At 61.2% G+C, this 12,986-nt stretch carries 13 protein-coding genes; 6 read left to right on the forward strand and 7 right to left on the reverse strand.

The genetic code is table 11. The features are described 5' to 3' along the window. Positions 1-5 precede the first annotated feature (5 nt). The 5 genes from AAIL66_RS13740 to AAIL66_RS13760 are packed head-to-tail and all read right to left on the reverse strand — an operon-like array spanning position 6 to position 4,769. Positions 6-1,631 carry an urea amidolyase family protein gene (locus AAIL66_RS13740; protein WP_343497004.1) on the reverse strand — a complete coding sequence of 542 codons (1,626 nt, stop codon included), beginning with the start codon at positions 1,629-1,631 and terminating at the stop codon, positions 6-8. A 5-nt stretch (positions 1,632-1,636) separates the two neighbouring features. After that, the gene (locus AAIL66_RS13745; RefSeq protein ID WP_034357668.1) at positions 1,637-2,404 is read right to left on the reverse strand and encodes a 5-oxoprolinase subunit PxpA; all 768 of its coding nucleotides are present in this window, start codon (positions 2,402-2,404) and stop codon (positions 1,637-1,639) included. A 20-nt stretch (positions 2,405-2,424) separates the two neighbouring features. Next, positions 2,425-3,087 (reverse strand): pyroglutamyl-peptidase I, encoded by a 663-nt coding sequence (gene pcp, locus AAIL66_RS13750; protein WP_034381375.1) that lies wholly within the window; start codon positions 3,085-3,087, stop codon positions 2,425-2,427. A 12-nt stretch (positions 3,088-3,099) separates the two neighbouring features. Next, positions 3,100-4,053 carry a DUF979 domain-containing protein gene (locus AAIL66_RS13755; protein ID WP_034357240.1) on the reverse strand — a complete coding sequence of 318 codons (954 nt, stop codon included), beginning with the start codon at positions 4,051-4,053 and terminating at the stop codon, positions 3,100-3,102. Beyond that, the gene (locus AAIL66_RS13760) at positions 4,050-4,769 is read right to left on the reverse strand and encodes a DUF969 domain-containing protein (RefSeq protein ID WP_034364184.1); all 720 of its coding nucleotides are present in this window, start codon (positions 4,767-4,769) and stop codon (positions 4,050-4,052) included. Before AAIL66_RS13760 ends, AAIL66_RS13755 begins: the two co-directional genes overlap by 4 nt. Positions 4,770-5,062: 293 nt before the next feature. Between AAIL66_RS13760 and AAIL66_RS13765 the strand changes: the two genes are divergently transcribed. The 4 genes from AAIL66_RS13765 to AAIL66_RS13780 all read left to right on the forward strand — a co-directional run bounded on the left by AAIL66_RS13765 (position 5,063) and on the right by AAIL66_RS13780 (position 8,769). Continuing rightward, on the forward strand, positions 5,063-5,740 hold the full coding sequence (locus AAIL66_RS13765) for a GntR family transcriptional regulator (RefSeq protein WP_003074324.1): 678 nt from the start codon (positions 5,063-5,065) through the stop codon (positions 5,738-5,740). 171 nt (positions 5,741-5,911) lie between these two features. Then, complete coding sequence (locus AAIL66_RS13770) at positions 5,912-6,895, forward strand: TRAP transporter substrate-binding protein (RefSeq protein ID WP_012836943.1); 984 nt, start codon at positions 5,912-5,914, stop codon at positions 6,893-6,895. 79 nt (positions 6,896-6,974) lie between these two features. Further along, complete coding sequence (locus AAIL66_RS13775; protein WP_034357232.1) at positions 6,975-7,481, forward strand: TRAP transporter small permease subunit; 507 nt, start codon at positions 6,975-6,977, stop codon at positions 7,479-7,481. Further along, positions 7,474-8,769, forward strand: a complete 1,296-nt coding sequence (locus tag AAIL66_RS13780; RefSeq protein ID WP_343496960.1) for a TRAP transporter large permease subunit — start codon at positions 7,474-7,476, stop codon at positions 8,767-8,769. The genes AAIL66_RS13775 and AAIL66_RS13780 overlap by 8 nt, the downstream gene beginning before the upstream one ends. Before the next feature lie 152 nt (positions 8,770-8,921). Here AAIL66_RS13780 and AAIL66_RS13785 read toward each other — a convergent pair whose 3' ends face one another. Beyond that, positions 8,922-9,134: a hypothetical protein gene (locus AAIL66_RS13785; protein WP_343496961.1), complete on the reverse strand. Its 213-nt coding sequence runs from the start codon at positions 9,132-9,134 to the stop codon at positions 8,922-8,924. A 34-nt stretch (positions 9,135-9,168) separates the two neighbouring features. Beyond that, positions 9,169-11,085 carry a glutamine--fructose-6-phosphate transaminase (isomerizing) gene (glmS, locus tag AAIL66_RS13790; RefSeq protein ID WP_343496962.1) on the reverse strand — a complete coding sequence of 639 codons (1,917 nt, stop codon included), beginning with the start codon at positions 11,083-11,085 and terminating at the stop codon, positions 9,169-9,171. Between the two features lie 136 nt (positions 11,086-11,221). Between glmS and AAIL66_RS13795 the strand changes: the two genes are divergently transcribed. Both AAIL66_RS13795 and AAIL66_RS13800 read left to right on the forward strand, forming a co-directional pair. Next, positions 11,222-11,722, forward strand: a complete 501-nt coding sequence (locus AAIL66_RS13795; RefSeq protein ID WP_034390856.1) for an Lrp/AsnC family transcriptional regulator — start codon at positions 11,222-11,224, stop codon at positions 11,720-11,722. A gap of 127 nt (positions 11,723-11,849) precedes the next feature. Further along, the gene (locus AAIL66_RS13800) at positions 11,850-12,983 is read left to right on the forward strand and encodes a diguanylate cyclase AdrA (RefSeq protein WP_034357223.1); all 1,134 of its coding nucleotides are present in this window, start codon (positions 11,850-11,852) and stop codon (positions 12,981-12,983) included. Positions 12,984-12,986: the final 3 nt, after the last annotated feature.

Genomic DNA, 12,986 nt, shown 5'->3' on the forward strand with positions numbered 1-12,986 from the left:
ACTCCTCATTGCGCGCTTGCAGGCACCAGCTCTGCAAAGGCGCGGATGGGGTTAAAACGAATCCAGGCACCTACGGGAATCTGCCCCGCAAGATCCAGATGATGGGGTGCCACGCAACCGATGACGGGATAGCCGCCGGTCAAGGGGTGGTCGGCCAGAAACAGCACGGGTTGGCCGCTGGCGGGAACCTGGATGGCCCCCAGCGGCGTGCCTTCGCTGGGCAGCTCGCTGGTCACGGCGCGCGTCAGCGCCTGCTCGCCGGCAAGGCGCAAGCCCACGCGATTGGACTGGGGCGTGACCTGCCAGCGCTGGGCCGCCAGCAAGGCCACGGCTTCGGGCGTGAACCAGTCGGTGCGCGGGCCCAGTTCGACATCCAGCACCACCTCACCGTCCGGGGCTGGCAGATCCTGCGCAGGCAGGGCCAGCTCGGCCACCACGGCATGGCGTGCCGGCTGCACCGCCAGCAACTGGCCGCTGTGCAGAGCAGGCGGGCCGACATGGGCCAGGGTGTCCGTCGAAGCGCTGCCCAGCACGGGCGCCACCTCATAGCCGCCGCGCACCGCCACATAGCAGCGGGCACCGGCCACGGGCTGGCCAAGGCTCAGCGTGTCGCCATCGGCCAGTGCAATCGCGGCATGGCGTGGCGCAGACCAGCGGCGTCCGTCGGCCGTGGTGATGCTGATGGGCGCATCCGCGCCCGTCACTGCAACGACGTTCTCGCCCACGCTTTGCAGCGACAGGCCGCCACCTACTGTCTCCAGCACCGGCAGCTGGCTGGCATTGCCGACAAGCCGGTTGGCCATCTTGAACGCGGCCTGATCCATGGCACCGGAGGCAGAAACGCCCTGCCCGGCCTGGCCGTGGCGACCCATGTCCTGGAACAGCGTGAGCAGACCCGTGGCGCGCACACGCAAGGCGCAGCCATTGAAACTCGTAGCTGCTTGCGCCTGTTCGCTCTTGATCTCAGATACTTTTCTATCTGAAATCGAACCAGATAAATCGCCAGCAGCTACTTTTTGAGTAGCAGCATCGACAAACTGCACGCGGTAGCCGGGCTGCAGCAAAGCCGGCAGATCGCGCGCCAGATCCCACATCGCGGCATCGGTGACGCCAATGATCTGCCAGCCGCCCGGGCTGGCCTGTGGATAGACTGCGCTGAAGCTGCCGGCCAGCGCCACCGCACCGGCCGGAACCTTGGTTCGCGGCGTGGCACGGCGTGGCACGTTGAAGACGGGGTCACCGCCGCTCAGATAGGCAAAGCCCGGCGCGAAGCCGGTAAAGGCCACCGACCATTCGCTGCCGGTGTGGCGGCGCACCACTTCCTCGGCCGTGATGCCCAGTATCTGCGCGACTTCGGCCAGATCTTCGCCGTCATAGCGCACGGGAATCTGCACCAGCACATCCGAGCGCTGCACGCTGCCGCTGAGATCGCAGTCGGCAATGCGCCTCACCAGTTGCGCCGCGCCGATGATATGGGGCGCAAACTGCACAAGAATGGTACGCGCGGCAGGCACCAGCTCCTGCACGCCTTCTATGGGCTGGGCCTGCAAGGCACCCAGCAGCACCAGCGTCTGCTGCAGGTCGGCCAGCTCCACCAGAATGGCCTGGCGGTTAACGGGCAAAAAGCGCATGGAACTCATGGTGCTGTTTCCACAAAGGAAGCGATCTGCACACCCTCCTGCTCGAAACGCTGGCGGATGTTGCGCGCAATGGCCACGGCACCGGGACTGTCGCCGTGCACACAGATGGAGTCTGCCTCCACGCGCACCAGGCTGCCGTCCACGGCCTCAATCACGCCCTCGCGCACCAGGGTCAGCATGCGCTGGGCGATCAGGTTTTCGTCGTGCAGCACGGCACCGGGTTCGCGGCGCGAGACCAGGGCGCCGTCGGGCGTATAGCCGCGATCGGCAAAGGCCTCGGCCACCACGCAGAGGCCCGCATCGCGGGCCCAGGCTATCAGGGGCGCACCTGCCAGAGCCATCAGCACCAGCTTGGGATTGATGGCCTTGATGGCATTGATCACATCCATGGCCTGGCGCTTGTCCTGGGCAATGGTGTTGTAGAGCGCGCCGTGCGGCTTGACATACTGGACGCTGGTGCCGGCCGCCTGCGCCAGACCTTGCAGGGCGCCGATCTGGTAGATCACGTCGGCCACCAGATCGCCGCTGGCCACATCCATGTTGCGACGCCCGAAACCCGACAGGTCGCGGTAGGCCACATGTGCGCCGACGACCACGCCGCGCGCCTTGGCAGCCCTGAGCGTGGCCAGCATCCCGGCCGGGTCGCCGGCATGAAAGCCGCAAGCCACATTGGCGCTGCTGACGATGTCCAGCATGGCTGCATCGTCGCCCATGCGCCAGGCGCCGAAGCTCTCGCCCAGATCGCTGTTCAAATCCATTTTCATCATTCGTCTCCCGGTCAGCCTCAATGCAGCTGACCTGCGTGTTCCTGCAAATCCTGCTGCACCGTCATGGCCGTATGAATGGCTGTGCGTATGCCCTGAATCTGCGTTTCCAGCGCCATGCTGGCCATGCCAGGCTGGCGTGCCGCCTGCTGCGGCAGCGCGGGTATGTGAATAAAGCCGCCGCGCACGCCGGGGCCCGCACGGCGAGACAGCCTGTGCATCAGGGCATAGAACACATGGTTGCAGACAAAAGTACCCGCCGTGTTCGATACCGAAGCAGGAATGCCCGCATCGCGCAGATGGCGCACCATGGCCTTGATGGGCAGGGTCGAGAAGTAGGCCGCGGGCGCATCGCGCACCACGGACTGATCGACGGGCTGATGGCCCGCGTTGTCGGGAATGCGGGCATCGTCGATATTGATGGCCACGCGCTCCGGCGTGATTTCGCTGCGCCCGCCAGCCAGCCCCAGGCTGATGATGAGCGAGGGCTGCAGCCGGGCCAGCGCCTCGTCGAGCACCACCATGGCCGCGCCGAACACGCAGGGCAGTTGCACGGCATGCACCACACCGTCCGCAATCAGCTCGCCGTCCAGCGCGCGCGCCACTTCCCACGAGGGGTTGACGCTGTCTTTGTCGAAGGGCTCGAAGCCGGTCAGCAGGATTCGGTGGGCAGCCTCAGTCATGGCAACTCTCTCTTAACGGAACATCAGGAAGTTGAGCAGGAACACATTCACGATCAGCAAGGTGATGGCCGTGGGAACCTGCGCACGGATGACGGCATTTTTGTCAATTTCCAGCAGTGCTGCGGGCACCAGGTTGAAGTTGGCCGCCATGGGCGTGAGCAAGGTGCCGCAGTAGCCCGACAGCATGCCGACTGCCGCCATCACTGCCGGATCACCATGGTAGACGCCAACCAGCACGGGCACGCCCACACCGCCCGTCATCACCGGAAAGGCTGCAAAGCCATTGCCCATGATGACCGTGAACAGCGCCATGCCGATCACGTACACTGCCACGGCCACAAAGCGCACATCCATGTTGATGTAGGTGGTGGTCACATAGGCCACGGCCTTGCCCACGCCGGCATCCGAGAACACCAGACCCAGCATGCCCAGCATCTGGGGCAGCACCAGGGCCCAGCCCAGTGCGTCGATCAGGCGGTGCGACTCGCGCAGGCCCTGCACGGGAGTCTCGCGTGTCATCTTGCAGGCCAGCACCAGCGCAATCACGCAGCCTATGCCCAGACTGACCAGCGTGCTGTTCTTGGGGTCGATCAAGGGAGTGCCGCCAAAGACCAGATGCTTGGCCGACAGCGTGCCCACCATGGTGATCAGCGGAATGGCCAGCGCCGGCACGAACAGTCTGTTGCCCAGGCGCTTGGCACTTTCCAGGTATTGCGCATCGGTGCGTGGCTGATGCTTGCCGCCCATCACGCCGCCGAAGCCCGCAATCAGGGCCATGACGACCGCGACCGCTCCCACCCATACGGGCGGCAGCAGATCACCGACGAGGAACACCAGCGCATACAGCGCCCAGAACAGGCCCGCCGAGAAACGGCGCGGGTTGCTGCCGTCGCGCAGCGTCATCACGGCCGTCACCGCCAGCACCAGGCCGACGAGGTAGTACAGGTATTGAATGGTGATGGTCATGCCGACTCTCCCTGGGCAACTTTCTTTTCCGCAGCAATTTCACGCGCCAGCTGCTTGTCCAGGCGATGCAGGCGGAAGGCATGGATGGCAAAGGCCGAGATGGCCGTAGGAATGCCCCACAGCGCGACATGAATCGGCTCGACCTCGATACCCGCCTCCTTCAGGAAGGTGGTCATCAGCACGATCGCACCGAAGGCCACGAAGATGTCTTCACCAAAGAACAGGCCCACGTTGTCCGTGGCAGCAGACATGGCGCGCAGCTTCTCGCGCACCTTGCCCGACAGCTTGCCGTAGCGGTTTTCCGTCGCGCCTTCGGCCATGGGAGCCAGCAGCGGACGCACCATCTGGGGATGCCCACCGAGGCTGGTCAGGCCGATGGCTGCCGTGAGCTGACGCGCGGCCAGGTAGACGATCAGCAGGCGGCCGGCTGTGGCCGACTTGATGGAGCTGATCCAGTTCTGTGCGTGCTGACGCAGGCCATGGCGCTCCAGCAGGCCGATCACGGCCAGCGGCAGCAAGATGATGAGCGGCAGGTTGCGGGTCTTGATGAAGCCGGTCCCGATGGCGGCCAGAACCTTGTCCAGCGGAAAGCCCGCCGCAAAGGCTGTGCCGATGGCGGTCACGATGACCACCAGCATGGGATTAAAGCGCAGCGCGAAGCCGGCAATGATGATGAGCACGCCGATCAGCGGCCACAGGTTTACGTCTACAGGCATGGAAGCCTCCGGAAATCACGCCCTGATCCGCTGCGCGGCGGGCTCTACCAAAGACGGGAACGCTATCGGCAACCCCGCCCAGCTCTTTTGAAGAAGGCTGATCAGCTCTGTTTCAGATCTGCTTCATTCCTCAAATTGTTGAACAATCTATTTAGATTGATTCCACAAATGAAATTGTTTGCAGAACAAATAGACTTTGTAATAGAGCAAACCCTAGGTCGCACCACTCTTTTGGACTTCTCTGAGTCAACAGAACGATGGCTACACTCTGGCGACAGCCAAAAGGGAACGCCATGAAAGTCGCAGCAGAGGTCCAGAACCTGACCGAACGCATCGCCGAGGAAATACGCAGCCAGCTGGTCAAGGGCGTGCTGAGCCCGGGCCAGCGACTATCCGAAGCGGCACTCAGCGAAGCGCTGGATATTTCGCGCAACACCTTGCGCGAGGTGTTCCGCATGCTGACCAAGGAAGGTCTGCTGGTACACGAGCCCAACAAGGGCGTATCGGTGGCCGTGCCCAGCATGGCGTCCATCATCGACATCTATCGCGTGCGGCGCATGATCGAGTGCCAGGCCCTTGCACAGGCTTACCCCATGCACCCTGCACTGACGCGGATGCGCGAGGCCGTGGAAAGCGGCCAGCGACACAGCGAGGCGGAGGACTGGTCCGAGGTGGGCACAGCCAATATGGCGTTTCACAAAGCCATCGTGGCCCTGGCCGACAGCGAACGCCTCAACGAGATGTTCTCGCATCTGCTGGCGGAGCTGCGTCTGGCCTTCGGCCTGCTGCGCGACCCGCATTTTCTGCATGCACCCTATGTGGGCATGAACCTGAAGATTCTGCAGATCTTCGAAGCCGGCAGGCCTGCGGAGGCGGCACAGGAGCTCAGTGCCTACCTGGTGCATTCCGAGCGCATCATTCTGGCCGCCTATGCCCGGCGTCTGGCAGAGGCAGGGATCAAGGCCCCTTGAGGGATCTTGTTCAACAAAATGCCATTTTCAATAGAAACAAAGCAATAAAACACCCTACGTTTTTTTGAAACTCGTTGAAATCCCTCATGGATGTTTGTTGAGACAAATGCTACTTTTGGCACAACTCTTGCCTGAGTTCATTCGTCTGCATCTCTTATCCGAGGAGTTCTCATGAAGCGTCGCATTTTCTGCGCCACAGCAACCTTGCTCGCCGGCATCGGCATTGCCGGTCATGCCATGGCACAAACCAAGTGGGATTTCGCCACCGCATACGGGCCTGGAAACTTTCACTCCAAGAACAACGAACTGTTCGTGAAGGATGTGGATGCCGCCACGGGCGGCAAGCTCAAGATCACGCCGCACTTTGGTGCGTCGCTGTTCAAGATGCCCGAAATCAAGCGTGCCGTGCAGACCGGCAATGCACAGATGGGCGAATTCTTTCTGGTGAGCTTCCAGAACGAGTCGCAGATCTTCGGCGCCGACGGGCTCCCGTTCCTCGTGAGCAACTATGACGAGGCCTACAAGCTCTATCAGGCTCAGAAACCCGCGCTGCAAAAGCTGCTGGACAAGCAGGGACAGGTGCTGCTGTATTCCGTGGCCTGGCCTCCCCAGGGGATCTACACCAAAAAGCCCGTCAATTCCGCGGCCGACCTCAAGGGCATGAAGTGGCGCGTGTACTCCCCCACTACCGCCCGCATTGGCGAACTGATTGGCGCCCAGCCCGTGACCGTGCAGGAGGCCGAGCTGTCCCAGGCTCTGGCGACCGGCGTGGTGGATGGCCTGATCACCTCCAGCGCAACCGGTGCCGACAACAAGCTGTTTGAAAGCCTGAAGTACTACTACAACGTGCAGGCCTGGATTCCCAAGAATGCCGTGACCGTGAGCAAGAAGGCCTTTGGCGCGCTGGACAAGAGCACGCAGGAGGCCGTGCTCAAGGCCGCCGCCGCTGCCGAGCAGCGCGGCTGGAAAGAGTCCAGGGAAGTGGATGCACGCTCGATTGCCGCCCTCAAGCAAGGCGGCATGCAGGTCGAGCAGCCCTCCGCCCAGCTCAAGGCAGACCTGGGCAAGATCGGCGCGACCGTGATCAAGGAATGGACGGACAAGGCCGGCGCTGACGGCCAGGCCATTCTCGACGGCTACAAGGCTGGCAAGTAAGGCGCAGATTGCATCGACTCGCCCGACCCCGTCATTCGGGGCGGGTGGCCGATGACCTCATCCTCTCAGGAAGACAAGCATGCGCAAGTTACTCAACGGCCTCTATGACGGCAGTGCCTGGCTTGCCGGCATCGCCATGATCGGCGTGCTGGCGATGGTGCTGCTGACCATCACCAGCAGACTCTTTGGCTTCAGCGCCCCGGGCACCGATGCCTACGCAGGCTACGCCATGGCGGGCGCCGGCTTCATGGCCCTGGCCAGCACCTTGAAGAAAGGTGAACATATCCGCGTCACCCTGCTGCTGGGTGCGCTCAAGGGCAAGGCCTACAAGGCCCTGGAACTGACCGCCCTGGGCATCGCCACCATTCTTTCGGCCTTTCTGGCTTTCTATTCCACGCGCCTGGTCTGGCAGTCCTGGGAGATCGAAGACATCTCCGTGGGCATAGACGCCACACCGCTGTGGATTCCTCAGATCTTCATGGCTCTGGGCACGATTGTTTTCTTCATCGCGTTCTGCGACGAGCTGGTGCTGGAGCTGCTGGGCAAACGCAAGGCGGTAGAGAAGGAGGGAACCCCTCATGAATGAAATCACCGCAAGCATTGCACTGATCGTGGTGCTGCTGGCCCTGCTTGGTGGCGGTGTCTGGGTCGGTCTGACGCTGGCAGGCGTTGCCTGGTTCGGCATGGAATTCTTCACCGCGCGCGCAGCAGGCGATGCCATGGCCATAACCATCTGGGGCTCTGCCAGCAGCTGGACCTTGACGGCCTTGCCCCTGTTTGTCTGGATGGGCGAGATTCTCTACCGCACCAATCTGTCCGAGAGCATGTTTCGTGGTCTGGCGCCCTGGGTCAATGCGCTGCCGGGCCGCCTGCTGCACACCAATGTCATAGGCTGCACGATTTTTGCGGCAGTGTCCGGCTCCTCGGCCGCCACCTGCGCCACCGTGGGCAAGATGAATGTGCCCGAGCTGCGCAAACGCGGCTATCCCGAGAACATGGTGATCGGCTCGCTGGGTGGCCCCGCCACACTGGGCCTCCTGATCCCGCCCTCCATCATCTTGATCGTCTACGGCGTATCTGCCGAGCTGTCGATTTCCAAGCTCTTCATGGCAGGCGTGCTGCCAGGCATCATGCTGGCACTGATGTTCAGCGGCTGGATCGTGGTCTGGGCCCTGATGAACCCGGACAAGGTGCCCAAGGCCGACAGCACCATGAGCTTCAAGCAGAAAGTCTACGAGTCGCGCCACCTGATCCCCGTCGTGCTGCTGATCTCGGGCGTGATTGCCAGCATCTACAGCGGCATTGCCACGGCGACCGAAGCTGCCGGCATAGGCGTGATGGGAGCGCTGATTCTGTCGGCCCTGCAAGGTGCACTGAGCTGGAAGAACTTCAAGGAATCGCTGTTCGGAGCCACCCGGCTTTACTGCATGATTGCGCTGATCCTCGCCGGTGCAGCCTTCATGACCTTGTCCATGGGCTATATCGGACTGCCACGCCAGCTGGCTGAATACGTGGGCAGCCTGAACCTGTCGCCCGCCATGCTGATTGCGGTGCTGGGCCTGTTCTACATTCTCATCGGCTGTTTTCTGGACGGTATCTCCACCATTGTGCTGACCTCCGGCGTGGTTCTGCCCATCATCCAGGCCGCAGGCATAGACCCCCTGTGGTTCGGCATCTTCCTCGTGATCACGGTGGAGACCGCTCAGATCACGCCACCGGTGGGCTTCAACCTGTTCGTGCTGCAGGGCATGACGGGCAAGCAGATCACCTATTTGGCCCGCGTCTGCGCACCGTACTTCCTGCTGATGGTGCTGGCACTGGTCATACTGTGGTTCTTCCCGCAGATCGTGACCGTGCTGCCCAATAATATGTAAGCAAAATCGCTCTGCTCGAACGCCCCGCAAGGGGCGTTTTTCATAGGCGAGCCAAGATGGCTGCATGCATGCCAGGACATGCGGGCTTCAACGCCGGGATGTTGATGCCGCATCCATCTGACAGGGTGTTACGAAAAATGCTCACTACACTGTTAGATTAGTCGGGTTAGCCATCCAGACACATCGCAATGAAAGAAAAAATCAACTTCATTGAGAGGGAGCGCCTCTACCGACATGAACTCAAACGCCGCCGCGTGAAGTTTCTGCCCATGCAGGTACTGCGCCGGGTCTTCAAAGCGGCAGGAGTCTAGCCAGCGCTGAAGCCAGCCATCCACCTGCCATGCCAAAAACGAAAAAGCGCTCACATGGAGCGCTTTTTCGTGGCACGAAGCAACCGGCTTATTCCACTGTGACCGACTTGGCCAGGTTGCGCGGCTTGTCCACATCGGTGCCGCGTGCCACCGCCGTGTGATAGGCCAGCAGCTGCAGCGGCACCACGTGCAGGATGGGGCTCAGGGCACCATAGTTCTCGGGCATGCGAATCACATGCATGCCTTCGCTGCTTTCGATATTGGTCTTGGCATCGGCCAGCACATAAAGGACGCCGCCGCGGGCACGCACTTCCTGCATATTGCTCTTGAGCTTTTCCAGCAGTTCGTCGTTGGGCGCCACGGTGACCACAGGCATCTGGCTGTCCACCAGCGCCAGCGGGCCATGCTTGAGCTCGCCGGCAGGATAGGCCTCTGCGTGGATGTAGCTGATCTCCTTGAGCTTGAGTGCACCTTCCAGTGCGATGGGATAGTGAATGCCGCGACCCAGGAACAGTGCGTTTTCCTTCTTCGCAAAGTCTTCGGCCCAGCTGATGATCTGCGGCTCCAGCGCCAGCACGGATTGCAGGGCCACGGGAAGGTGGCGCATGGCTGTCAGATATTGCTGCTCCTTCTCTTCCGTGAGACATCCCTTGGACTGAGCCAGCGCCAGCGTCAGCAGGAACAGACCCGCAAGCTGCGTCGTGAAGGCCTTGGTCGATGCCACGCCGATTTCCACGCCGGCGCGCGTGATATAGGCCAGCTCGCACTCGCGCACCATGGCGCTGGTGGCCACATTGCAGATGGTCAGGCTGTGCTTCATGCCCAGGCTCTGGGCATGGCGCAGGGCCGCCAATGTATCGGCCGTCTCGCCCGACTGGCTGATGGTCACAATCAGTGTCTTGGGATCGGGCACGCTGGTGCGATAGCGGTACTCGCTGGCCACCTCCACATTGCAGGGGATGCCGGCAATCGCCTCTATCCAGTACTTGGCCGTGCAGCCGCTGTAATAGCTGGTGCCGCAGGCCAGGATCAGGACCCGGTCGATCTCCTTGAATACTCGCCAGGCCGCCGCGCCGGTCTTGCCTTCCGAAGTGACCCCGTCAAACAGCTCGGGGGCAATGTTCTTCAGGCCTTCCAGCGTATCGCCCAAAGCGCGCGGCTGCTCGAAGATTTCCTTTTGCATGTAGTGGCGATAAGGGCCCAGTTCGGCTGCGCCGCTGTGCGCCATCACGGTTTTGACCGGGCGCTGCTGCTCTGTCAGGCGCTCGCCGCTCTTGCTGATGACCCAGTAGCGTCCCGGCTGCAGATCGATCAGATCGCCCTCTTCCAGGTACACGATCTGGTCGGTCACACCCGCCAGCGCCATTGCATCGCTGGCCAGGAAATGTTCCGCGCCGTCCTTGCCCACACCCAGAATCAGTGGCGAGCCAGCACGAGCGCCCACCACACGGCGAGGTTCATCCCGGTGCATCACGCCAATCGCGTAGGCGCCATGCAGGCGAGCCGTCGCGGCTTGCACGGCTTCGAAAAGATCGCCGTTGTAGAGGCTGTCCACCAGGTGAGCAATGACCTCGGTGTCGGTCTGGCTGGCAAATACATAGCCCTTGGCCTGCAGCTCGGCACGCAGGGCTTCGTAGTTCTCGATGATGCCGTTGTGCACCAGGGCCACGCGGGCCGGCGCATCGGCATCGGCCACGGGCGAGATGCCAGGACCATGGCTGAAGTGGGGATGGGCATTGCGTACGGCTGGCTCGCCGTGAGTGGCCCAGCGGGTATGGGCAATACCGGTGAAACCTTCCACATGCTCGGTCTTGACCTGCTCCATCAGCTCGGCCACGCGGGCTGTAGAGCGCGCACGCTGCAATCCCAGGCTCAAGCCGCTGGCATCCGCGGCCTGTACAGCCACACCACAGGAGTCATAGCCGCGATACTCCAGTCGCTGCAGACCCTGGACCAGAACCGGAACGATATTGCGATGAGACACCGCAGCAACAATGCCACACATAGAGGTACACCTTAGGTTGTTTGAGCGAGCATGCTAACGGTTGCAATAAAAAATTTTCAATCAATAAAAACAACTAAATGACTGAAAATTTCATCGAATCGGAATATTGATTATTTATTCAATAAAATTCATATAAATGAATGAAAATTCCATCAATCTGGATAACACCGACTTGCAACTGCTGCAGCAATTGCAGCTGGATGCCAGCCTGAGCAACCAGGCCCTGGCCCGGCATCTCGAGCTATCTGCCCCTACCTGCCTGCGTCGTGTCAAACGCCTGCAGGAGCTGGGTCTGATCGAGAAACAAGTCGCCATCCTGAGCAGCGAACACATCGCCCGCCTCACCGGCCATGGCCTGCAGGCCATTGTGGAAGTCTCGCTGGACCGGCAGGACAGCAGCTCACTGCTGCAATTCGAGCACAAAGCCGTGGCCGAACCCGGCGTGCAGCAATGCTGGCGCGTCTCTCCCGGCCCCGACTTCATCCTCGTCATTGCCACCATCGATATGCCTGCCTACCTGGCATTGAGCCAGAAGCTGTTCACTCAGGATGCCAATGTGCGCAATGTCAAAGCCTTCTTCAGCATCAAGCGCGCCAAATTCAGTACCGAACTGCCCTTGCCAGCCCCCAATCATTAGGGACTTGCACGCCTTTATTTTTGAACCGCCATGTGTGGTGCGGATGCCGCGCAAGCCCCTCAGTATTTGATACAAATTGTATTAATTAGATTATTCTCGCAACCTTGACTTAAGCCAATTCCACCAGATGCCCTTGCATCGAGATATTCACCGCCGGACCTACCCTCTGCGCGCCTCTTATATGGCACTGGGCGGAGCGGTGGTGGCTGCGAGCCTGTCATATCTCCCGACCAATCTCGCCTGGTGGGCATTCACGACGGTCAGTGCGCTGGTATGGCCGCATATTGCTTTTTTGCATTCAAGCCGGCAACAGGATCAGTTCCATGCGGAGTATTTCAATTCTCTGATAGATGCGCTGATCGTCGGCTGCTGGATTTCTCTGATGCACTGGAGCCTGCTGCCCAGCATCTGCATTCTGGCCATCGGCGTGGCGGACCGCTTCTATACCGGTTTGAAGCGCCGCTGGCTGCCCTCCCTGATCGCGCTGCTGTGCGGCATGCTTTTCATGAGCATCGCCATAACGCCCACCCCGCAATGGGGCGCGCCACTGGCGGTACAGCTCAGCCTGCTGCCGCTGATCATCCTGCACAGCGCCTATGCAAGCTGGTCCAACAGCCGAATGCTCAAGACTCTGGCCAGGCAGAACCTGCAGCTCAAGTTACTGGGACGCATTGACCCTCTGACCACGGTATACAGCCGCGATTACTGGTGGAAAAAAGCCCGTGCCGCGCTGCATCAGCACCGCACCGTCAAGGAGCAGACCTGCCTGCTGGTGATTGACATTGACCGTTTCAAAAGCGTGAATGATCTGTACGGCCATATTGTGGGCGACGATGTTTTGAAAATGATCGGGCTGGCGATTAGAAACAGCCTGCGCAGCAACGATATTGCTGGGCGCTACGGCGGTGATGAATTCACCGTGCTTTGCAAGCACACCACGGCCAAGGAGGCATATTCGGTCGCCATGCGTATTTGCGAAAAAATTGCTCAGATACGCATTCGCGAATATCCACAGCTGCACATCAGTGCGAGTATCGGCGTTGCTGCAGCCGATGAAGGTTTTGGCTCGGTGTCCGAGTGGATAAAAGCAGCCGACAGTGCGCTTTACAGCGCCAAGAGCGGCGGGCGCGACCAGGTGATGGATGCCACGCAGCAACCCGAGCGGCAGCACAGTCCATCGACCATGCCCATGCGACCGGAATCCACGCGAATCAGCCCGGCGAGCGCCGAGCAGGAAAGCCTGGACCGCAACGTGGTCTGAGCA

It is taken from the genome of Comamonas sp. F1-6, assembly GCF_039581415.1.
Taxonomy (GTDB): domain Bacteria; phylum Pseudomonadota; class Gammaproteobacteria; order Burkholderiales; family Burkholderiaceae_C; genus Comamonas; species Comamonas thiooxydans.